Genomic DNA, 21,532 nt, shown 5'->3' with positions numbered 1-21,532 from the left:
CTTAGGTTGTGTAGTATGCGTTTTCCTTTACGTAACCTTCGGTCAGGTCGCATCCCCAGAACACCATCTCTTTGTTTCCGGTATTCAATACCACATCGACGAAGATCTCGGAATTCTTTTTTAGATACTCCGATAATTTTTTGAGGGTTTCCTGATCGGCACCTTTGACCGGAAGTCCCCCGAAATAAATTTCCAAAGAGTCGAAAGGGATGGGCTCATCGAAAACTTTACCGACTGCCATAACCAATCTTCCCCAATTCGGATCTCCTCCATAAATTGCGGTTTTGATCAACGGAGAATTTAGGATGGATTTTCCGATCTTTCTAGCTTGTGATTCGTCTTTGGATTTTTTGATGCGGACTTCTATCAATTTAGTCGCACCCTCTCCATCTCTCGCCACTTCTTTAGCAAGATCGGTGCATATTTCTAAAAGTGCGGATTTGAATTCATTTGCATCGACGGAACCGGCAAGGCCGTTACTAAGCAAAGCAACTGTATCGGATGTAGAAGTATCCGAATCTATTGTGATACAATTAAAACTTAAGTCCACACAATCTTTTAGGACCGGATAAACTTCTCCTTGTATCTCAGCATCAGTGAGAATATATGAGAGCATAGTAGCCATATTCGGCTCTATCATCCCGGCACCCTTTGCCATACCGAAGATAACAGCTTCTCCATTAGAAGATTTGATTTTTCTTACGGAAATTTTTCTACGAGTATCCGTGGTCATGATAGCTTCCGCTACTTCCTCTAAATTACCAGGTTTCAGATTCGATTTTGCTTGTGAGCATGAGGGAAGAATTACCTGCATTGGAAGAGGAACTCCAATCACTCCTGTGGAAGAAGGTAGCACGGAAGTTTCTGCGATACCGAGTGATTTTGCGATCTCGGAACAGATCTGTTTGGAGTTTAAGATTCCTTTCTCTCCTGTGGCAACATTCGAGTTTTTAGAATTGATGACTACAGCTTGCAAAACTCCGTCTCGTATATGTTCTTTGCCTACGATGACTGGAGCGCCCGGGAAATTATTTTTAGTAAATACAGCGGCTGCCTTACAAGGTTTTTCGGAATAGATCACTCCGAAGTCTTTAGTTTTGTCTTTAATACCTATATTTTTGCCGAATGAATAAAAGCCCCTAGGATAATCCATGTTCTAACCTTTCTATATAGAATCTCTATATTCGCTTTGGGGCTGTTTTAGGAAAAGCGTATTCCGAGCAAATGCTCGGATTTCAAACTTCTGAAATTTCAGAATACACTAACGGAAGGGTGACGGAGAAGATCGTCCCGCCTTCCGGATTATCGAAAACTTTGACAGAACCGTGATGTAATCGTACAATATGTTTCACGATAGAAAGTCCAAGGCCAGTTCCGCCTTCTTTTCTGGATCTGTTCTTATCCACTCGGAAGAATCTTTCAAAAATCCTTTCCTTATCCTCGTCTTTGATTCCGATCCCTTGGTCTATGACCTGAAAATTCACAGAGTCAGGCTCTACCTTTGCGATCTTTAGAGTGATCGTTTTATCATCCGGAGAATAAGAAGATGCGTTCGAGATCAAGTTTAAGAGCATATGTTCCAAAAGGACCCAGTCAGCAGAGATAGTTAGCGGAGAAGGCATATCTACCACGAGTTTCTGTCCTTTGGGAGAAATAAGACCGTCCACTGTGAAAGAAAGGTTTTCTACTAAGGACTTTAACGTGAATTCCTCAGGTTGAGCGATTGCACTTTGATTTTCTATCCTGGTGATAGTAAGCATGTCTTCTACGATGCGGACCATTCTGTCCGTGTTTCTAGAGATTGCGTCTAAAAATCTTTTTTCGTGACTGTCTTCCAAAAGTTTTAAACGGCCTAATAAAGTTTCCGTATAACCTTTGATGGAAGTGATAGGTGTTTTTAATTCGTGAGAAGCGTTTTGAACGAACTGTTCTCTTATCAGATAAGATTGTTTTTCTTCGGTGATATTTCGGATCACACCGATGAACATCAGGATGTTTCCGTTCGTTCTAAGAGGATACATTTTGATTGCGTAGAAATTTTGGCTTAGATCTAATTCCGTTTTAGGTTCGCCCTTTCCGGAAAGATTCTTTTTGATAAAGTCCAATAACCGAGGATCTTTGACTGCGTCCTCTACCTTTCTGGAACCTGAATTAGGTTCGATCAAAGAGCCAGGGATACTCCTGTTCTGAAAAACGATGGAGCCTTCCAGATCTACGGAGAATACTCCTTCCTTCAAATTTTGTAATACTGAATCGAACTTTTCCTTTTCGATGGTAAGGTCCACGAATTGGTGTTTTAAACGTCCGGACATCAGATTGATGGAAACTGCAAGATCGGCTAACTCTTGGATCTCAGGAAGGTTTAACTCGGAGCCGAAATCTCCCGCGTTGATCTCTCCCGTCTTCATTTCGATCTGGTTAAGCGTTTGTGTTACACTTCTGGCAATGGAGAAGGACATATAAAAAGTCCCGAACATCGCCAATAAGATATAAGCGGAAAATAAAAGTATCTTTAGGTCGGGGTTGATCAGGTCCTCTAAAAAGAGGACGATCCCCGCAACAGCCATGAGGAAAACGAGTAGAAGCCAGTTACTTAAGAGTAGTTTAGAAAATAAGCTACGCCTCATTGAATCTGTAACCGATCCCGCGGATGGTTTCCAACCTCTCCTTCTCTTCTCCTAGTTTGTCACGGAGTCTTTTAATATTAACATCTACGGCACGATCCGTCACGTAAATATCCTTACCCCAAACCTTATCTAAAAGTTTGTCTCTGGTAAATGCGACGCCTGTGTTGGTCATAAATAGATAGAGAATCTTATACTCGATCAACGTAAGATCGATTTCTTCGTTATTGATGAATACTTTATGAGCTTTTGGGTTCAGGAAAATTTTGCCGACGGTGATATTTCCTTCTTGGTCTTGCTCGTCTTCTCCTTCTCCCGATCTTCTCAATACGGAACGAACTCTTGCGATGAGTTCTCTGGTGGAGAATGGCTTTCTAACGTAATCGTCTGCGCCAAGTTCTAATCCTAAAACTGCGTCCGTCTCACCTGATTTTGCGGTGACCATGATGATCGGCAGAGAATATTTTTCTTTGATCCTTTTGCAAAGATCCATTCCACCAATACCTGGTAGCATTAGGTCCAATACTACTAAGTCTGGAAGATTTTTTTCGATCCTAGGAAGCACCTCTAAACCGTTTTGACAGGTGTCTACTTGGTAACCGTTCTCTTCTAGATGAAATTTGATCAGTTCTGCGATATCCTCTTCATCGTCTACTACGAGGATTTTTTGGCCTGGGCTGCCGGAAGCATTTTTCATAAATTCGCTGAAGCTCTTTCTCCTACGCCTCGGAGGATTTTTGTCGTTAGTCGTCGGGGAGGAGGATCCTTGGATTTGGATAGGTTCCATCCCTTCAGATTGTCAGAAAATCGTTACAAAAGGTTTACACAAACATTACAATCGCCGGAAAAAGAATATTCGGAGCTTGTTCTTGTGACAACCAGTAAACAAAAAGGAATCTCTTCCTTTTTGCGTTATATATTAGACAGGATTCTTGTTTAGTCCCGGTCCTTAATAATTTCGTTTAATTCGTTGATTAGCTTTCTTTGACGGAAGAGGACATAAAGAACAAATCCGGAAAATAGTGCCAGGCCTAAAACATAGACCCAAAGAAGACCTTTTAATCTGTTCTGTTCTTCTTCGATCGCTTTGATAGTGGTTAGGTGTTCGACTAAGAAAAAATAATTATCCGACTGGGCCCAGGACTTTCTGGCTTCTTCTCTGATCTGGGTGATTAGAACATCCGCTTCCTGTTTGCTCATGTTTTGGATAAGAGGGAAGACGGAGTCTAACTTCATTTCTAAGAATTCTTTTGCAGTTAATTTGGTCGCGGATTGTTTTTCTTGTGCGGAGATCTGGTTTCCGAAGGTAAGCAATAAAGAAAAGGCGATCCCAAAACTGAAATATTTCATTCGTCGAATCCTAACTTGTTTTTCCATTCCTTGGTATAAGGACTCTTATTTTGCACAAGATAAATCCCTATCAGGACCGTAAAAAGCAGGAACAAAAAGCCGCTAGTCGCTAAAATTCCGTGTAAAATCCCAGTTTGGAAGAGAAAATTCCAATCCATAAAAAGTAGAACGCTAAGAGGAGAAAAGGCCAAGATCAGAATTGTGATCAAGATCAACCGGATATGCCTCAGATGGATTAAATGAAGCATTACTTTTTTCTTAAGCATAGGCGGTACGTCGTCGTTCACCCTGCCTTCCGGAGGTTTTACAAAAAAATCCAGTTGCTCCCGCAACTCGTCGGGAAGTTTATCTTTTTCCGTGCTCATCGTCTTTTTTCAGCCAATCGCGTAGGATTTCTTTCCCTCGAAAAATATAACTCTTTAATGTGTTCATTTTCAAGTTTAAATTTTCGGAGATATCTTTATAGGACATATTCTCGAAGTAGTGTAACGATATAGGTTTTCTATATAGTTCGGGTAATTTATCCACCAGCGATCTTATCTTTTCGGTGGTTTCTTTTTCCAATACTTCGGATTCTTGAGAGGAGAACTTATCTCCTAACTTCTCGTTAGATAAGGTATCAATAGGAGCATCCACTTCAGGGTGTTCCTTTCGGTATCTGCGGATGATCTCATTTCTTGCAATTGAGAAGACCCAAGTCGAGAATTTGGATCTTCCTCTGAATGTGGACAATCCTTCGAATGCTTTTAGAAATACATCCTGGGTAAAGTCCTCGGCTTCCGTTTCATTACGGAACGCTTTTTTGGCCTGAGAATAAACCATCGCCTCGTATTTTAATACGAGCTGTTCGAATGATTCAAAATCTCCGGATAGGACTTTTTGAATATTAGCCCAATCCTCCGGATCACATAGGATGGGTTCTTCCGGTTTCATGGGTGTAATACTAAACCTATCTTAGAGAAGGATCGGACGGGAAGGACCGACTCACTTTCTAGGCGACCATTTATAATAACAGAGAAGGCCTAAGCCGGTCCCGAGAGGAATTAATCCGCCGAGCATTGCTAAAGATTTCCCCAATACTAGAATGAATGTAGCGGAAAGAGCTATACCTACGAAGGTAAGTATGAGTCCTAAGAAGAAGGAATAAAGACGCAGATCGAATTTTTCTTTTTGATAGAGGCCTGCTTTGATGATCGCCATTCTTTGACGATACCACCAAAAGAATAAGAAGAATAATAATAACCATCCGAAGATGATCCCTACAATCGGAATGCTATACAGGATCGCTTTATATTCTCCACCAGGCTGACTTGCTTGGATAGCGAACTTGATCTCTTCTAGACTACGAAAGAGGGCTTCCTTTTCTTCTGGAGTCATCTGCTAAGAACCGCCACCTGGACGTGAGAAGTTTCTTTTTTAAAGTACGGGATTTTCTGTTCTATGCCAGGTCTGCCGGCGAGAGACTCATACCAGTCTTCTTCTTTCCAGCTTTCTTTTAGATAACTAGTGCGGATGTCTGAATTAAATAGATCCTTAATTTTGCTCATTGGAATGCTCCTATGTAAAATGCCTTTTGAAGTTCGAATACGAACTTTAAAACTCCCGGAAAAGGGTTTTAAATTATGTCGTATATAATTTCGGTCCACTTTTGGAATCCCTAAAGTGGAAAACCTCGTAGGACTACATTTTTTAGAGACGTAATGGTTAGAAGAAAAATTGGGTGGTGAGATAAAAAAATAGAAAGAAAGAAAAATGGAAAACCTTGGATCTTTCGTTTTATGCGGAAACTATTCCGGTTTTTTCACGTCCAAGAAAGGCGCAGAACTTAGGTTAGGGGTTCTTAGGATGGGAGAACGATCAAAGCCAGCATGTTCTCTTAAGAAGTCCACTATGATCCTTGCAGTGGCTCCCCATAAAAGTCCTTCTTCTATATCGAAATAAAATACTTCTAACAAAGGTGAGTCCGGTTTCCTTCTTCCAGTAATGCTGTAAAAGGGAGACTCCCAAAGTCTGTCTAGCTCCAGAATAATAATTTTTTCCACCTCTTCCGGATTGAATTCGAATTTAAAATCTCCGGAATATTGAGCTAAGAAGGGAGTGATATGAAATCCGGTATGAGTGAGCTGCCCTCGATAATTTCCGATCACGGATAATTCGTTATTAGGAGCTCCCATTTCTTCTTCCCATTCTCTGAGAGCTGTGACTAAAAGGTTCTTATCTTCCGGATCTTTTACTCCGCCTGGAAAAGAAATTTGTCCAGGATGAGAGATTAGGTTCGGATTTCTTTTTTGAAGTAGGAAACCGTCTTGTCCATTTTTCTGGAATACAGGCATGACAACGGAAGAATGGGCGACATCCTCCGGCAAATTCGGTTCTCCTTCCGGTAGAAATGGAAGTTCCTTTTTTAGTTTATCTAATTCTAATCTAATCAAATTTCTTTTTGATCGGGATCAAACCTGACAAGGTAGTCTCGTACGGTTTGGATTGGATTGCTGCCAGAATAGAAGGTCCGTAATTTTCCACCTTCCAGTTGGAAAAGATACCTAGCTCTTTTAACTCTTCGATGGTCTTCGGATTTCTTTTTGCAATTTCCGCGATATTCTTATTAGACGGCATCAAATTGTGACCCATCCGGCGAATGGACATGACTGTTTCTCTCCACTGCCTTAATCTTTTGAATCTGTCCGCTTCTTCTCCGGATAGATCCTCGATGGATCTTTTGAATAGATCGTTTTTCTGGATTGGAGGGCCGCTTGGATTTTTATAAACCTGGTATAAATTTTCGGCGTCTTTTTTGCCCAAGATATCTATGAGTTTATTCAATTCACCGCGAGACTTGACTAACTCCAAAACCTTGTCGTTGTTCCAAACCCTGAAAGGGGCTTTGTTCAACTTTTTTGCCTTTTCGTCTCGGAAGCCTAGAGTATCATGAAGAGCCCTTCTTTCGTCGGAACCTAATTCTAGAACATTGGGGAATTTTTCCAAATTGATGGAAAATCCTTCGAAAGGTTCCGGCTCTTCTTCTGCGATTTTTGCGAATTCGGAAACCGCTTCGTCTAACAATTTACGTTTTCCGAGTTCCTCGCCCATTTTAGTCCAAATGGATTCCAGATAAACTGTGTCCAAGGCAGCGTATTGGAGCTGACTTTTTTCCAGAGGGCGCTTTTCCCAGTTGGATTTTTGCTCCTTCTTCGAAAGTTTGACCTTGTGGTAATGTTCCACAAGATACAACAAAGAGTTCTGTTCTAAGTCTAATAAACGAGAGCTGAACATCGTGTCTGCGATGTTTATAAACTTGAAACCGAAGTCTCTTTTCAGAGCTTTAATATCGTCCGAAGCGGAATGAAATATTTTTAAAATGTTAGGATTCTCGAATAGAGGTCCTAATCCGTTAAGATCGTCCAAACGAATAGGGTCAAAGATATAATTTTTACCCTTAGAGGATATTTGGATGAGACAAACTTTGGAATAGTAGGTGTAATAACCGCTGGATTCCGTATCAATAGAGAGGCAATCGGATTGAGAGAGAGTAATCAATGCCAACTGTAGGCTTCGGACGTTGTCTACGACAATATAATCGGATTGTATTTGCATCTAAAAGGCGACCTGGGAGACTAGCGTCGGAAGGGGGACCATGAGTTCGATTCCCAATACGTCCAGTCTACGGACCCTAGTCCGAGATGACAAACCAAAAGAAGAATGTGCCATCTTCGGAATTTTTAATTCTCCAGAAGCGGCCAATTTCACTTACCTCGGCTTGTATTCTATGCAGCATAGAGGCCAAGAATCGAGCGGGATCGTTTCCTCCGACGGAGAACATCTCTACCGCTACGCCGGAATGGGACTCGTAGCCAATATTTTTACCGAAGGTAAGATCCGGGAGCTCACCGGAACTGCTGCCATCGGGCATAATCGTTATTCTACAACCGGGGCGAGCTTTTTAAGGAACGCTCAACCTCTCAGAGTCGAGTCCCATTTAGGGCCGATCGCTCTGGCTCACAACGGAAACCTCGTAAATTCCTGGGAGGTTCGTTCCCAATTGGAAAAAGAAGGTTCCATTTTCCAAACTACAATCGACTCAGAAGTGATTGTCCATCTAATGGCGCGCTCCGGAGAAACGGATCTGCTTTCCGCACTTTCTTCCGCGCTGAAAAAAGTGAGAGGGGCATATTCTCTTGTAGTTCTTACTAAAAACCAACTGATTGCCGTCAGAGATCCTAACGGTTTCCGTCCTTTGGTCATGGGAAGAAGGGACGATGGGTCCATTGTGTTCGCGTCCGAGACCTGTGCATTTGATATCACCGATACCACTTACGAAAGGGATGTGGAACCTGGTGAGATGATCGTTGTGGATAGAACTGGAACCCGCTCCTTCTATCCTTTCCCTCCGGCAAAACCTGCGCTTTGTATTTTCGAATATATTTATTTCGCAAGACCTGATTCCAATATTTTTGGCGAGTCGGTTTACAAAGTCCGTAAGGCGCTCGGAAACCAACTTGCTAAGGAACTTCCTGTAGAGGCGGATGTTGTGATCCCCGTTCCGGACTCTGCAAATATTGCGGCTCTTGGATATTCGGAAGCATCGGGGATTCCTTTTCAATCCGGATTGATCCGTTCTCATTATGTGGGCAGGACTTTTATCGAGCCTGACCAAAAGATCCGAGATTTCGGCGCTAAAATCAAATACAACGTAGTCAAGAACGTAGTAGATGGGAAACGTGTTGTGATCGTGGACGATTCCATCATGAGAGGGACGACCAGTCGTAAGATCATTAAGATGATCCGAAACGCAGGCGCTACCGAGATCCACCTAAGAGTTTCCGCGCCTCCTACTGTTTCTCCTTGCTATTACGGAATAGACATTCCTACGCATAAAGAATTGATCGCCGCAACTCATACCATCGAAGAGATCCGTAAGTATTTAAGGGTCGATTCCATTGCGTATCTCTCGGTGGATTCTATGCACAAAGCGGTGAGCGAGCATAGAGGCGGAGGTTTCTGCAATGCTTGTTTTACCTCGGATTATCCTGTTGAATTCCAGAGTGATATGGGGAACCAAAAGAGTTTATTTAAGGAATACGAGGTAGAAGAAAGGGTCTGAAAGTTTTTGTTTGATCGGAATCTTAAGACCTTTATTTTACTCTAAAAACTTGTTGCCTTCTTCCGAAGGTGATGAAGTCGGATTCTTCTCCTTTGATATAAGCGGACAATAGGCTTTTTTCAGAAAATCCTATATGGTTCTGCTCTTCCAACATCCCTAAAATTTCCAAGGCCGCGTCTTTGTCCAAAGTATTCAGATAATTTAATACTTCTTGGTGAGAGTTCTTTTTGTCGGATTCTTCTATGATTTTGAGCACTTCTTCTCTTGCTCTTAATAGTGATTCTTTCCTTTCTACGAGCCCTTCCATAGTGGAGAGTATAATATTGATCTCTGGATCTTCTGAGAATAATTCCAGCAAATGAGGATAGATTGCCGGAAATCGGATCGGGAATTCGTATAAGGATTCTTCTAGTCCTTTATAAAGTTCCACTTCTTCTTCTCTACTGAGCCGTAAGGTTTCTCCTAACATAAGTAGAGTTTCGATCGGCATAAGTCCTAAAAATCTGGCTGCGAATATATTATCCTTTTTGGTCCTGAGACAGAATAATATAAACTTAGAGATCCTTTCCGGAGGGAGTCCATTCCAGAACTGTGCGGCTTTCGAATCTAAAAAGTTAGTTTCAGTTCCGAAGACTTTTTTTTCCTTTCTGAGTTTTTGGAATATTTTAAAATCTTCTTTTACGATCCTATAAAGTAATGAGTCGTCCATCTCCAGGATTGTGGACATGACTTGGTCTGGAGAAGAGATAGAAAGAAAATATCTGACTAGATCGAAACCAATTTCGGACCTTGTGGAAAAGTTTTCTAAAATATCTGCAGGGGCCTGTTGGAATGCAGTTGCACCGACGGAAAATGAGCTGACTCCTTCTAAAAATTTTTCCAATTTTTCGAAGGCAAAACAAGCCTGTTCACCGGAATCATTCCAATTCGATTCCCTATAAAAATCCCTACAATTTCCGGGACAGGGTTTGGACTCGGAGACTCCCGCTAGACAGGTTCTTTCTTTTTGTCTTTTGTTTTCAGGGAATAAGATCACCGCAATCACGCATATCCGGAGCATATGGATTTAGGATTTTCATACCCGAAAACACCCATGTCTTTTTGACCATCGGACAATAGAAACGGTTTCTTCCGGACTGTAGTCCATGGACCTTCATAGTGCTCGCTAAAATTTCGCTAAACTTGGAGTAGGCCTCAAAGGATATTCTCACATCAGGAGATTTTGCCCCTTCCAGTGCATTTTTCATTTCTAGCGCAGAAGATTCCAAGCCACCTTTTGCTTCTCCTAAAGAATTTAAGGAGGAAATTAATCCGCTTACATCCGGAGAAACGCTCTCCGTTGTTAAGAGAAATTGAACAACCTTATCGTTTTCCGACAAAACTTTTTCGAAAAGAGGTTTTTCAGTCTCTAATACAGGCTTCTCTTCCTTTTTGCAAAAGGAAAGAGAAAGTAATAATGAGTATAATAAAATTAGTATTACGGATCGTTTCATCCTATTCTCCAAATACGAGTAAATACTCGGGAATCAAGCCTCTTGACCATAAAAAAATCTTTTTTCGGTTCTGGCAACCGTTAGAGCTTCAAACTAATCTCCGAAAAAATGGGTTCAAAGCTTTTGGCTATATAGGAAAATAGGAGGAAAGGCAAGGCCCTAATGTATTTTGATAAGCATGTTTTTGTCTGTGAGAATGTCAGAGCGGAAGGAGAAAGACCTTCTTGTGGTCCAAAGGGATCCCCTCAATTGCTCGCTTATATGAAAAAGAGAATACAAGAACTCGGATTAAAAGGTAAGATCCGTATCCAAAAATCAGGATGTTTGGATCGTTGTGAGTTGGGTCCTGTGCAGGTTTCTTATCCAAAAGGCCATTGGTTCTCCATCAAAACCCAAGAAGACGCCGAAGCATTTATACAAAATCATATACTAGAAAATAAACCGGAAGCGATAGAGCATCTGATGTTAAAGGACGAAGAGTGAGAGGGTAATCAAATGACAAAAAAATTCGAAATACCGAAATCGTATCTTGCATACGAATTGAAAGAATATAGTAACGAACCTGGAAGAGCTAAGATCGTAGAAAAAGAACTTAAACCTTTAAAGAAGGGAGAAGTTTTGCTGAAAGTTCATTCCGGTTCTATAAATCCATCCGATCTCATGTTCATGAGAGGTTTGTACGGAATTAAGAAAAAACTTCCTGTGGTTCCCGGTTTCGAAGGAAGCGGTGTGGTGATAGCAAGCGGCGGTGGTTGGAGAGCGAATTCTCTAGTAGGTAAATCGGTTGCATGTGTCGCTCCAAATAAAGGTGACGGACCTTATGCGGAATACATGATCACAGATGCATACTCTTGTTTTACTTTAGGAAAAGATGTAAGCCTGGAACAAGGCGCTTGTTTATTCGTTAACCCGATCACTGCTTGGGCGCTCCTGGACCAAGTGATCCGAGAAAAACATAAGGCTTATATTCAAACCGCTGCAGCTTCTGCTTTGGGAAGAATGTTATTAAGGCTCGCCAATAAAAAAGGAATTCAAGGAATTCAAGTGGTGAGAAGAAAAGAACAAGTAGATCTTCTTAAATCTATGGGCGCTGAACATGTATTGGATTCCAGCTCTCCGAATTTTGATAGAGAACTTAGAGTTCTTTCTAATAAACTGAATGCTACCATTTTGTTGGATGCAGTTGCAGGAGAGCTTCCTGGAAGAGCATTGGCCGCAATGCCTTACGGCAGTAAATGTGTGGTCTACGGTGCGCTTTCTGAAGAACCTATTTCCTTTCATGCAGGGCTTGGCATTTTTCAGGACAAGAAGATAGAAGGTTACTGGCTTTCCTCTTGGATGCCTAAACAAAATCCTCTTAAAATTTGGAAGATTACTTCAGAGATACGTTCCCTTTTGGGAAAGAAAGAATTTCAAACAGAGATCGCGGCTAAGTTTCCGCTCAAGGAAGCGGATAAAGCGATCCAAGAATATACAAATAATATGACGAGAGGAAAGGTTCTAATTTCCAACGGTTGGGAGCTTTGATGGGGATTCCATCCAATAAGTGGAAAATGTTCCGGCCATTGGTCTTCCTTTTAGGAGCTAGTTTGGTTTTCCATTCCTGCTTGGATCTTAGGGAGAACGTCAAAAAACTACAGGCTTGTAAATTCAGGATCTTGGAAACTAAAACGGAGAAGGTGGAACTTCTGCCTTTTCCACCTTCCCCCAAGATAGTAATGACTTCTAAGTTGGAGATCGAGAACCCGAACGATTCTTCCGTTAAAATTTATAAGTTCGATCTTGGCGTTATTACCGTAGGCGCTGACGGCAAAGAAGCCGAATTAGCCAGGGTAATTTCGGAAGAAGAAACAGAAGTCCCCGCTTTTTCCAAAACTATCGTTCCACTCAGGATAGAAACAAGCTTTGAAAAGAGGGAGAACCAGGATAAACTATTACTTGGAATTTTAGTAGTCACAAACCTAGTCGCTGGAAAAGATCCGAATTTGAGAATGAAAGGGACAGTAAGATACAACACCGTTTTAGGAGAAGTAGATCTTCCTTTGGATGAAAAAATACGATTATTACCTAAGAAGCCGGAGCATGAAATTTAAGAACCTGAATTTTGCAACCGCACGTAAAAGTCTGATTCTTATTACGATCTTACTATTCGGCTTGTTGAATTGTTCCAGCGCGGACGATGATTTTTATACATTCGGAGAAGCAGGTACTAAGATCATGGTTGCTTATGCCGCGAAAGACGCAGAATGCGGATCCAGCAGACAGATCACCTCTTTGGTTCCGGGAAGACAAAGGAAAAAGGACGTGGACAACTGTGTTGCCTCAGTCGCTTTCGAAAAATGTAGTTTTTGGATCCAGGCAGGAGATCCTGTTCCGTTTGCATGCAAAGCGATCGAGTATAGATTGAAGTAATGGGATGGATAGCCAGACATTTTGATTATCTGATTTTTGCTGCGCTTGCTTTGTCAGGCCTTTCCTATCTCTATATACTTCTTACTCGAAACAGAAGACACGATTCCAAATCAGTAGTTCATTATAATATTCCTTCGGAAGAACCTATGAGTTTTGATCCGAACGAAAAACCAAAGAAGAAAGAGCCTAAAGTAAATGTTCTAGAAGTTTTCGATTATAACGGGATCAAGATCATGCATGAGAATGGAATGTATACTGTGAATCATGCCGGAGAGATCCAAGTTTACGGTTCTTGGCAAGCTCTTCCCCCGAGATACCAAGCAATGGTCAAGGAAATGGATAAGTCTTCCGTAGGGCAAAAGAAAAAGGGAAATTATTATATGGAAGTTCTGAACGGAACTTATTACGTTATTTTTCCGGATGGCAAAAAGCATAAGTATCCTAAGTTCGAGGATATTCCGGAAAAGATCAGAAAAGCATTGGGCTATTGAGTTTTTACACCCGGTTTTCACTTTGAAATTTCGGATTTTTTATCTTCTAATATTCCTTTTGTTTCAATGTAGTTCTTATTTTGAATCCGTTTTGGATCCGACCGAATTAAGGATGCCTGCTGACGGTAAATCGGTTGCCGTTTTAAAAATTTCAAATCCGATCTTAGGTGCAAAAGATCATTTTATTTGGGAACTAGATCCTAACTCACTTAAACTTCTCTCTCGCGAAAAAAACGAAAGAGAAGATATCTTACGTGTCCAAGCCGGAAAGATTCCCGCAAATATTACGATCCGAACCGAAAGGGGCAAAACTGTTCAGGTTTCCCTGTTCAGTCGAGAAGGTGATTTTGACCAAGATGGATTTCCCGATTCTGCGGAGCTTAGAACGGAATCGGATCGCAAAGCATTTCGGGACTGGTTTGTAAGGATTTCCTTGTCACAATATTTAAAGGAGAATTCCTCCTGGAACCTGAAGGAAAGGGATTGCAGCGGATTGATCCGTTTCGCATATAAGGAGTCTCTAAAGGCTCATACTCAGGACTGGCAAACTCGAACCGGGATCTTGCTGGATAAAAATTTACCTGATGTCCGGGAATTTAATTACCCGGATATACCCTATATTGGTAAAAATTTATTTCGGACCGGAGAGGGCAAATTCGGAGAATTTGCAGACGCGGAAAGTTTGGAAAAGTTCCATACTTACTTTGTTTCCAAGGAGTTGGAGTCCGGACAGGCGGGAGATATTCTCTTTTTTAGATCGGATCGTGGGGTCGGAACAAATTTCCATTCTATGATCTTGTTAGAGGGAGAAAGTATGAATCCCCAGCTTTTATATCATACGGGTTCGGATCGAGGTATCAAATTGATCCGAGCAAAAGAATTGGAAAGAAGTGTGTTGTTTTCCCCGGAAAAGAATAACCGAAATTTTCTAGGGGTTTATAGATTTCGGATTTTAGAATAGGAATTTCAGAATGAGAACTCGTGTATCGGATCGTAAAAAGATAATATTCTCTTTTCTCGCAATTTTGATCTCTGCATTAGGATTATTTTATGTAAAACCGAATTTGTTCGGTTCAGCGGCATTCTATTTGGGAACGGACAGAAGTTTCGGTTCGGGAGAGAACGCTTATGTAAATCTGGAAGGGAACGGGACCGTAAATTACGAATTCAGAGTATATAAGATTGCAGATCCGCAAGCATTCTTGACCAAAAAAGTAAAAGAGAGATTGGTCCAAGAGAATAATGATGGCGCATTCGGAAATCCAGTCGCGCTTTTTACAAGGACCGTCGATAAATTCAGGAACGATTTCCGCAAAGTTGCCAGAAAAGAATTCAATTCCAAGACAAGATCCGAACTGAAAAAAACATTAGGAATTGATTACGAAAAACCTAATGAAGAAAAAACTCTCGCAATCCCTGCTATTTTAAAAGACCAGGAGTTGGTCGCTACATTCTCCGTTCCGACGGTCACTTCTTTCTGGGCTTATCGTAGGATCCCAGTTCCGATCAGAGACAATGGCGTTTATTTGGTGGAAGGTGTTTCAGGATCTCAGTTGGCTTATACCATTCTGATCAAATCGGGTCTAAACTTTTTAGTAAAACAATCTGATGCGGAAACTTTCGTTTATGTGGGCCGCAAAGACAGCGGTGAGCCGGTTTCAGATGTGGATCTCACTCTTTTTAATTTGGAGAATGGCCAAGCATTCCAAACAGGAAAAACAAGTTCCGATGGAACTTACTTTTATAAAGGAAGAAGTCCTGTAAAGGGATTGGTCCTTGCTCATAAGAATGGAGAATATTCGGTTTCCGATCCTGAATTTTATTCTAGTTCCTTTTATGGAGAAGGTGGGCCTAGAGCTTATATGTATACGGATCGTCCCGTATATAGACCAGGAGATACCGTTTATTTTAAGGGAATTGTCCGAAACTTCTCGCAAGACGATTATAGGACGATTTCCGGAGCAGGTGTGGTCGCAGTTGCAAGCGAGCAAGGAGAAACTTCTATCCCGAGTATTCCGATCAATATCTCAGGCGATAACGGGACTTTTTCGGGAGAATTCGTGGTTCCTGAATCCGAGAGTACGACTCTCGGAAATTATTCTCTAATATTAAATTTTCGTGATAAAACCTTCCAGACCGAATTTGCTGTGGAGGCTTATAAAAAACCTACCTTCCTTGTTTCCGTATCTGTCCCCAAATCAAATTATTTGCAGAAGGAAGAAGTAAACGCTCTTGTAAAGGCCAGATATTACTATGGCCAACCGGTCGCCGGACAAGGAGTTGCTTATAGAGTATTTCGCAGACCTAAATTCGATTATTCTCCTGTTGGGACGATCAATTTTGATGCTTCTTCCGATTACTTAGAGCAATCCGGACAAAACGATAAACAAGAATTGGTTTTAGATGGAAAAGGAAAGTTAGACTCTAAAGGGCAATATTCTATCAGCTTTAAACCGGATAAATCGGATGCGGATTCTGTTTATACGATCATTGCTTCCGTTCAATCGGAGGATATGACTTTGGATGGATCCGCTTCCTTTTCCGTGAATCGAAGCGCATTCTTTGTTAGGATCTCAAAGGACAACTCAGTTTATGAGCCAGGAAAAGAAGCAAAGTTAACCGTAAGTTTGATCGCTTACGATAAAACTTTGAGCGAAGTAGAGCGCCAGAAGATGGTGGGAAATCGGAATGTGGATCTTATTCTTTACAATCGAGATATTCAATTTGTAAGAGAAGCAAATCGTTCCAAAATTTCTTCTTTGTCTGTAATGACTTCAGCTTCGGGTGTAGGTACTGCTTCTTTTACAATTCCCAAGAGAGGACAATTTGTTCTGGTCGCGGAGACGAAAGATCCGAGCGGGAATCTTACAAAATCGGAAACATTCTTCTGGGCTTCCTCCGTTTCCGATTCGATTGAGATCCCTTTCAAAGATATTACTCTCAAGCCCGGTAAGGATATTTATTCCGTAGGAGATACTGCGGAAATTCTGGTCTTGAGTCCTGTTTCTAACGGACATATGATCTTGACCTTAGAGGGAAACCGTATCTTTAAAAAAGAAGTTGTAAAGATGAAAGGGAACGCTTTGAAATATGCAGTTCCGATCACTGCGGAGATGAGTCCAAACTTTACGTTATCCGCTGTTCAGTTTTCCGGAAATGATGTTTATAAAAGTCAAGTAAGAGTGGTGGCTCCGCCCGAGCAGAAGTTCCTGAAAGTGGCTTTGGAATCGGGACGCAAGGTGTATCGTCCTGGCGATAAGGCGGAGATCAAATTGAAAACCACTGGCTTAGGCGGCGGCGGAGTTTCTGCAGAAGTTTCTCTCGCGATTGTGGATGAGGCTATTTATCAGATCAAAGAAGAGAAGACCCCGAATATAGGCACATTTTTCTATCATCCAAGAAGAAATAACGTGCAGACCACTTTGGCATCTGCGTATAAGTTTTTCGGATATTCGGAAAACAAAAGATTAAAACTCGCTTTGGGTAAAAAGGGTGACTCTGTTTATTCTGCAATGAAAAACGAGGACCAGGCTCGGGACCGCTTTAAAGATACAAGTTATTGGAATGCAAAAGTAAAAACCGGGCCTGATGGAACAGCAACAGTTAGTTTTAATCTTCCTGATAATTTGACTTCTTGGAGAGTGACTGCGATCGCTATCACTCCTGATACAAAAGTAGGAAAAGGCCAAACCAGTTTTGTTACTAAAAAAGATCTGATGATCTTAGGTGGAATTCCTAGGTTCATTATCAAGGGAGAAACTCAAAAAGTATCCGCTACGATCTCTAATCAATCTCCGAGTAAACTTCCTATCAAGGTAACTGTAAAGGCGGAAGGCGCAAAAATTATAGGTAACTCGGAAACTACGATCAATTTGGAGCCTGGTCAAAATCAATCCCTGCATTTCGATGTGCAGACTGTTGTAGATCCAAAAGTAAAATCCGCTAAGATCAGCATTCTTGCTGCCGGTGCAGGTTATCAGGATTTACTTAAATCCGAAATTCCTCTCAAGACTTGGGGATTACCTAAAACTATTTCAGATAGTTTAGGAATGGAAGAAGGAGAACATTCAGGAGTTCTAAGCTTAGAGGCGCCTAAAGAATTAGGAGATCCTCGTTTGGAAGTTCGACTCAGTCCTGCTTCCTTGCCTGCATTAAGACAATCTTTGGATTATCTTGCGGATTATCCGTATGGCTGCGTGGAACAAACTATGAGCAGATTCTATCCTCTTTTATCCGCTCAGAAGGCTGGCTTCATCAATGAAAGACTTAGGAAAGAACTTCCTAAGATGATAGATGTAGGGTTGAAAAGAGTGGCGGAACTCCAGCGAACCGATGGTGGGTTCGGCTGGTTCGAAGGAGGAGTGGAAAGTGACGTTCTCATGTCCGCTTATGTTTATAGAGGATTGGCAGTTAGTCAGAAAAATGGCGCCAAAGTTTCTGCTCCAGTATTAAACCGAGCCAGGGCCTATTTGTATGATGTTCTGGGTAAAGGAGATCTTTCTCCGAATGTAAAAGCGTATATCATATTCTCCTTAAGCGAAGGTGGAAATGTGGAAGATTCCATAGTGGACGGTTTGGTAAAATCTTCTGCCAAGCTGAATCAATATGGACAGGCACTTCTTTCATTAACATTAGCAAATAAAGGTAAGAAGGCAGAAGCTTCTACCTGGTTTAAAAAAGGTATAGAGACCAGCGGATTTGGCAAAAAGCCATTCTTCAAACTTACTTCTTACGGTAAAAATCCTCGCTGGGAAGAAGATAGGATCGAAACAATCTCCGCACTATTAAGTGCGGGAGTTAGATTAGGAGAAGATAAGGTAGTTCTTTCAAATCTTGCTTCTTCTCTTTTATCTAATCGTATCGAACTAGCTTGGAATAATTCAAGAGATACGTCAGCGGCCGTCTTGGCCTTATCGGAGTTTTTATCTTCTATTCGTGAATCTGAAACTCCTGCAAATGTAGAGATCGTGCTGAACGGAACCAGTTTAAAAACGGTAATTCTTCCTCCCAAGTCCGAGCAGGGAGAATTGTATAAGATCCCGATTCCATCCGAGTTGATCCGTTCCGGTCCGAATAAGGTAGAAGTTTTGAAGAAGGACGGGCCTGTGCTTTACGCAACCGCTTCCTTGTACTACACGGATAGAAGCAAAAAGATACAAGCTTACTCCAATGGTATCAAAGTAAAACGAACTTACTATAAGTTAAAAGTAGATTCGAATGATATCACTCCTGTAGAATCCAAAACTTTCCAACCGGGAGACCTGGTAATGGTAGAAGTTTCGGTCCAGAAAGAAGGGGATGTGGATTCTTATTATCAGATAGAAGATTCTCTGCTACCAGGTTTCTCTTTTTTACAGAAGGATGCTGAGTATTATGCAGGAGATCTAAAGATGGAATATTTAAGTCGCCAGGTCTATGACGATAAAGCTGTCTTTTTTGTAGGAGGTCCTACAAAAGAATTCAAGGTCCGATATTTTATCAGAGCGGAAGTGGGAGGGAAGTATAAGGTAATCCCTGCTAGAGCTTCCTTAATGTATTATTCAGAAGTAACAGGAGCGAGTTCAGACGATGAAATCAACGTTGGTCAATAATTCACTTCTGGTTGTTTTATTTCTTTTTGGATCTGCTGTATTTGCACAGACAGTGACTATAGATTCTCCTCATGGTGGTTTTACCACGGAGAGGATCCAAACTGTTTCCGGTTCCGTCAGTGGAAACCTGGAAAAGGCGACTATCGTTATTAATGGAATTCCTCAGATGATCCGTCTACAAGGCGGAAAATTTTCCTTAAGCACTGTGGTTGCCCCTGGAACAAATCTAATAGAAGTGAAAGCGGGAAACGCGAGTGATAGAGTCTCTTTCTTCGCCGCTGTTCCACCTCGAGATATCAAAGTGGTTCTGACTTGGGACACAGCGACAGATGTGGACCTTTGGGTTTTAGATCCTACCGGAGAAAAATGTTTTTATGCAAATCGTTCCACCAAGTCCGGAGGAAATCTAGATGTGGACGTGGTAGACGGATATGGCCCGGAAACATTTACAATGTCCAAGGCTCTGCCAGGGAATTATTCCATTCAGGTGCAATACTACGGTTCTTACGATAAACCGATTACCAGAGTGAATGTGTATGTGGTCTTGAACGAAGGAAAACCGAATGAAAGAAGAAAACAATTCCAATTTGTGATGACCCGTTCTCAGCAAGTTTATCATATCGCAAATTTTGAGATAGACCCGGAATCTTAAATGGTTTTTTCCGATCCAAATAGTTTCGCTGGAAGGTCGAGCAGAAGGTTCGGAACACGTTTCCTTACCTCTCTTGCTTTAATATATTCACTTTTCATAATGTATTTGGGTGCGGAAACCGTTTCGATAGACTCCCCTCATGGCGGTTTTACTACGGAGAGAATACAGAAAATCTCCGGAACTGTTGCCGGAGTTAATCCCGAAAAAGTCACTGTAGTTATTAATGGGATCCCTCAGATGGTTCCATTATATGCAGGAAAATTTTCTTTTAGCACTGTTGCTTCCCCTGGAGATAATTTAATCGAGGTTCGTGCAGGTAAGGCTTATGATAAGGTTAGCTTTTTTGCAAAGGTTCCTCCTAGAGATATCAAGGTGGTACTAACCTGGGATACTGCAAGTTACACGGATCTTTGGGTGATTGATCCTACAGGAGAGAAGTGTTACTGGGCTCATACTTCTACAAAGTCCGGAGGAAATCTTGTGTATGATGATGCAACTTTTGCCCCTCAGACTTTTACGATGTCCAAGGCATTGCCTGGAAATTATGCAGTCCAAGCTCAATACTATGCTCCTTTTAATGCGCAGGTAACAAGAGCTAAGGTATATGTGGTTTTATACGAAGGAACTCCTAGAGAAAAAAGAAAACAATACCAATTCACGATGACCAGAGCGCAGCAAGTGTATCATCTGGGGAATTTCGAGATAGAGCCGGATTGATCAGGATGAATTCTAAAATATATTATAAAAAAGGAATTTTATTTGCTGTGGTCCTTCTTTGTGTAGTGGATCTTAAAGCGGCTCCTAAATTTTCTTATTCATATCTGGATGAAGCTATAAAGGGATTCGAATCTAAAAATTCTATTTCTTCCGTAGTATTGATGGAAATGGATTCCGGAAAAGTGGAATACATATACAGACCTGAGGTCGCAATTTCTAAAAAATTACCTCCAGGTTCTTTGGTAAAAACTTTCTCTGCTTTAACTTTACTAAAATATAAAGACAAACTCGGCTTTTCTCCTGAAAAGAAAGTCACATGCAAAGGTAGATTTTATCCTGAGGAAAATTTTAGTCCTACAAAATCAGATCTGAATACCTTACATTTGCCTCGGGACGAAAATGGAAAAGAATACTTAAGATGTTCTATAGCGAAAGGTCACGGAGAAATGGATCTCAGATCCGCTTTAGTTCAGTCTTGCAATGTATATTTTTTGACCAATGCTTCTTACGACCCGGATCTGTTTTATTCAAAATTGTATGAAGATTGGAGTTTAGGAAAATCGACTCGGTCTAGGTTAGATTCTTATTTAGAACCTTCTGATACAAATTTTACCTCTACCAGTTCACTTAAAAAAGTAGCTGCTTCTATCGGAGAAGGTGGACTTCTTCTAAGCCCTTTAAAAGTTTCTCAGTTATATTCATCTATATGGAAAGAAGGCCCAAGACTTTCTCCCTATTGGGGAGCAGGCAAGGAGCCTGTTCGATCGGAAGAAAATCCTTATTCTGGAAAAGATTTGAGATGGATTACATCAGTGCTCTCTGAGGTTCCAAAAACCGGAACTTTAAAAAACGTATATATTCTCGGAAAAGGGAACTTAGAGATCTTAGGCGGCAAAACCGGGACCGGAACTAAATTTATGCATAAATATGAGACTCATGGATGGACAGTATTATCATTTCGTAAAGATAGAAAATCGTATGTGCTGACCGTTTTCGTGGACAATGGTTCCGGAGGAAATCAGGCCAAATCATTGGCTGCGATACTTCTGGATAAGATCGATTCTAAAAGTAAAGATTCTGCAATAAAATCAGGTAAATAAT

23 protein-coding genes are annotated in these 21,532 nt (G+C 41.3%); 11 read left to right on the top strand and 12 right to left on the bottom strand.

Features of this window, described 5'->3' with window-relative positions; translation table 11 throughout:
- Position 1: 1 nt before the first annotated feature.
- From argJ to LEP1GSC185_RS01935, 10 genes are all read right to left on the bottom strand, one after another.
- On the bottom strand, positions 2-1,153 hold the full coding sequence (gene argJ, locus LEP1GSC185_RS01980; RefSeq protein WP_008589382.1) for a bifunctional glutamate N-acetyltransferase/amino-acid acetyltransferase ArgJ: 1,152 nt from the start codon (positions 1,151-1,153) through the stop codon (positions 2-4).
- 82 nt (positions 1,154-1,235) lie between these two features.
- The gene (locus LEP1GSC185_RS01975) at positions 1,236-2,627 is read right to left on the bottom strand and encodes a HAMP domain-containing sensor histidine kinase (RefSeq protein WP_008596182.1); all 1,392 of its coding nucleotides are present in this window, start codon (positions 2,625-2,627) and stop codon (positions 1,236-1,238) included.
- Entirely contained in the window at positions 2,617-3,321 is a 705-nt protein-coding gene (locus tag LEP1GSC185_RS01970) for a response regulator (protein WP_008590830.1), read from the bottom strand. Before LEP1GSC185_RS01970 ends, LEP1GSC185_RS01975 begins: the two co-directional genes overlap by 11 nt.
- 239 nt (positions 3,322-3,560) lie before the next feature.
- Positions 3,561-3,974, bottom strand: a complete 414-nt coding sequence (locus LEP1GSC185_RS01960) for a hypothetical protein (RefSeq protein ID WP_008590412.1) — start codon at positions 3,972-3,974, stop codon at positions 3,561-3,563.
- Positions 3,971-4,339 carry a hypothetical protein gene (locus LEP1GSC185_RS01955; protein WP_008591066.1) on the bottom strand — a complete coding sequence of 123 codons (369 nt, stop codon included), beginning with the start codon at positions 4,337-4,339 and terminating at the stop codon, positions 3,971-3,973. Before LEP1GSC185_RS01955 ends, LEP1GSC185_RS01960 begins: the two co-directional genes overlap by 4 nt.
- Complete coding sequence (locus tag LEP1GSC185_RS01950) at positions 4,320-4,907, bottom strand: RNA polymerase sigma factor (RefSeq protein WP_008589946.1); 588 nt, start codon at positions 4,905-4,907, stop codon at positions 4,320-4,322. Before LEP1GSC185_RS01950 ends, LEP1GSC185_RS01955 begins: the two co-directional genes overlap by 20 nt.
- Positions 4,908-4,958: 51 nt before the next feature.
- Positions 4,959-5,351, bottom strand: a complete 393-nt coding sequence (locus LEP1GSC185_RS01945) for a hypothetical protein (RefSeq protein WP_008591338.1) — start codon at positions 5,349-5,351, stop codon at positions 4,959-4,961.
- Complete coding sequence (locus LEP1GSC185_RS19995; protein ID WP_008591290.1) at positions 5,348-5,521, bottom strand: LIMLP_16695 family PerRB-regulated protein; 174 nt, start codon at positions 5,519-5,521, stop codon at positions 5,348-5,350. The genes LEP1GSC185_RS01945 and LEP1GSC185_RS19995 overlap by 4 nt, the downstream gene beginning before the upstream one ends.
- Positions 5,522-5,761: 240 nt before the next feature.
- The gene (locus tag LEP1GSC185_RS01940; protein WP_415857735.1) at positions 5,762-6,403 is read right to left on the bottom strand and encodes an NUDIX hydrolase; all 642 of its coding nucleotides are present in this window, start codon (positions 6,401-6,403) and stop codon (positions 5,762-5,764) included.
- A complete protein-coding gene (locus LEP1GSC185_RS01935; protein ID WP_008591581.1) occupies positions 6,399-7,568 on the bottom strand; it encodes a ribonuclease D in 1,170 nt (389 codons plus the stop codon). The genes LEP1GSC185_RS01940 and LEP1GSC185_RS01935 overlap by 5 nt, the downstream gene beginning before the upstream one ends.
- Before the next feature lie 40 nt (positions 7,569-7,608).
- Here LEP1GSC185_RS01935 and purF point away from each other — a divergent pair, with 40 nt between their 5' ends.
- On the top strand, positions 7,609-9,075 hold the full coding sequence (gene purF / locus LEP1GSC185_RS01930) for an amidophosphoribosyltransferase (RefSeq protein WP_008591611.1): 1,467 nt from the start codon (positions 7,609-7,611) through the stop codon (positions 9,073-9,075).
- A gap of 31 nt (positions 9,076-9,106) precedes the next feature.
- Here purF and LEP1GSC185_RS01925 read toward each other — a convergent pair whose 3' ends face one another.
- Both LEP1GSC185_RS01925 and LEP1GSC185_RS01920 read right to left on the bottom strand, forming a co-directional pair.
- Entirely contained in the window at positions 9,107-10,135 is a 1,029-nt protein-coding gene (locus LEP1GSC185_RS01925; protein WP_008596472.1) for a hypothetical protein, read from the bottom strand.
- The gene (locus LEP1GSC185_RS01920; protein ID WP_008590164.1) at positions 10,095-10,568 is read right to left on the bottom strand and encodes an LIC13259/LIC11441 family protein; all 474 of its coding nucleotides are present in this window, start codon (positions 10,566-10,568) and stop codon (positions 10,095-10,097) included. The genes LEP1GSC185_RS01925 and LEP1GSC185_RS01920 overlap by 41 nt, the downstream gene beginning before the upstream one ends.
- Positions 10,569-10,730: 162 nt before the next feature.
- On the opposite strand from LEP1GSC185_RS01920, the gene LEP1GSC185_RS01915 reads away from it, so the two are divergent.
- The 10 genes from LEP1GSC185_RS01915 to LEP1GSC185_RS01870 are packed head-to-tail and all read left to right on the top strand — an operon-like array spanning position 10,731 to position 21,531.
- Positions 10,731-11,051 (top strand): (2Fe-2S) ferredoxin domain-containing protein, encoded by a 321-nt coding sequence (locus tag LEP1GSC185_RS01915; RefSeq protein ID WP_008591011.1) that lies wholly within the window; start codon positions 10,731-10,733, stop codon positions 11,049-11,051.
- 12 nt (positions 11,052-11,063) lie between these two features.
- On the top strand, positions 11,064-12,095 hold the full coding sequence (locus LEP1GSC185_RS01910; protein ID WP_008590386.1) for a zinc-binding dehydrogenase: 1,032 nt from the start codon (positions 11,064-11,066) through the stop codon (positions 12,093-12,095).
- Between the two features lie 26 nt (positions 12,096-12,121).
- Positions 12,122-12,661 (top strand): LEA/WHy family protein, encoded by a 540-nt coding sequence (locus LEP1GSC185_RS01905; RefSeq protein ID WP_029607931.1) that lies wholly within the window; start codon positions 12,122-12,124, stop codon positions 12,659-12,661.
- Complete coding sequence (locus tag LEP1GSC185_RS01900) at positions 12,651-12,980, top strand: LIC13255 family lipoprotein (protein WP_008590047.1); 330 nt, start codon at positions 12,651-12,653, stop codon at positions 12,978-12,980. The genes LEP1GSC185_RS01905 and LEP1GSC185_RS01900 overlap by 11 nt, the downstream gene beginning before the upstream one ends.
- Positions 12,980-13,471, top strand: coding sequence for a hypothetical protein (locus LEP1GSC185_RS01895; RefSeq protein ID WP_008591226.1), 492 nt, complete (start codon positions 12,980-12,982; stop codon positions 13,469-13,471). The genes LEP1GSC185_RS01900 and LEP1GSC185_RS01895 overlap by 1 nt, the downstream gene beginning before the upstream one ends.
- 22 nt (positions 13,472-13,493) lie before the next feature.
- Positions 13,494-14,432 carry a DUF1175 family protein gene (locus LEP1GSC185_RS01890; protein ID WP_008589528.1) on the top strand — a complete coding sequence of 313 codons (939 nt, stop codon included), beginning with the start codon at positions 13,494-13,496 and terminating at the stop codon, positions 14,430-14,432.
- Positions 14,433-14,442: 10 nt separating this feature from the next.
- Positions 14,443-19,062 (top strand): alpha-2-macroglobulin family protein, encoded by a 4,620-nt coding sequence (locus tag LEP1GSC185_RS01885; RefSeq protein WP_008590895.1) that lies wholly within the window; start codon positions 14,443-14,445, stop codon positions 19,060-19,062.
- Complete coding sequence (locus tag LEP1GSC185_RS01880; RefSeq protein ID WP_008590733.1) at positions 19,040-19,714, top strand: YfaP family protein; 675 nt, start codon at positions 19,040-19,042, stop codon at positions 19,712-19,714. Before LEP1GSC185_RS01885 ends, LEP1GSC185_RS01880 begins: the two co-directional genes overlap by 23 nt.
- Entirely contained in the window at positions 19,715-20,431 is a 717-nt protein-coding gene (locus tag LEP1GSC185_RS01875) for a DUF2135 domain-containing protein (RefSeq protein ID WP_008591793.1), read from the top strand.
- 5 nt (positions 20,432-20,436) lie between these two features.
- Entirely contained in the window at positions 20,437-21,531 is a 1,095-nt protein-coding gene (locus tag LEP1GSC185_RS01870; protein ID WP_008590459.1) for a penicillin-binding transpeptidase domain-containing protein, read from the top strand.
- Position 21,532 lies beyond the last annotated feature (1 nt).

This window comes from Leptospira licerasiae serovar Varillal str. VAR 010 (genome assembly GCF_000244755.1).
Lineage (GTDB): Bacteria > Spirochaetota > Leptospiria > Leptospirales > Leptospiraceae > Leptospira_B > Leptospira_B licerasiae.
Note: the sequence above shows the minus strand (reverse complement) of the source record. Positions and strands in the feature narration are given on the sequence as shown.